Genomic DNA, 507 nt, shown 5'->3' with positions numbered 1-507 from the left:
GTGCGGCACCTGGGACGGTCGCCGCACATCGTCGGAGCGCGGCGACCCGCGCCGCGCGACCTGCGCCACCCTACCCGTCGGTCCGATCGTGGCCGCGCCCCGGCCGGCGGCAGGGACGCGGACGCCCCGCGGCGCTGGTGCGCGGCGGGGCGTCCGTCGGTGCCGGGTCAGCGGGCGTAGAACTCGACGACCAGCTGGACCTCGCAGGTCACGGGGACCTCGGCGCGCTTCGGGCGGCGCACGAGCGTCGCGCTGAGCTTCTCGAGCTGGACCTCGAGGTAGCCGGGCACGGCGGGGAGCACGTCGCGGTGCGCGCCGGCGGCGGCGACCTGGAACGGCACGGTGGCCTGCGACTTGGGCTTGATCTGGATGGTCTGGCCCTCCTTCACGCGGAAGGACGGGCGGTCCACGATCTTGCCGTCGACGAGCACGTGACGGTGCGTGACGGTCTGGCGCGCCTGCAGGATCGTGCGGGCGAAGCCGGCACGGAGCACGAGCGCGTCGAGA

General features: G+C 75.1%; 1 protein-coding gene. It reads right to left on the bottom strand.

Annotation, left to right across the window (positions count from 1 at the left end; translation table 11 throughout):
- Positions 1 to 167: 167 nt before the first annotated feature.
- The coding region (rpsD, locus tag G3I71_RS46675; protein ID WP_164325012.1) for a 30S ribosomal protein S4 at positions 168 to 507 on the bottom strand (340 nt) is incomplete at its 5' end.

This window comes from Streptomyces sp. SID12501, from assembly GCF_010550245.1.
GTDB lineage: Bacteria > Actinomycetota > Actinomycetes > Streptomycetales > Streptomycetaceae > Streptomyces.
This window is presented reverse-complemented; position numbering and strand designations above follow the sequence as displayed.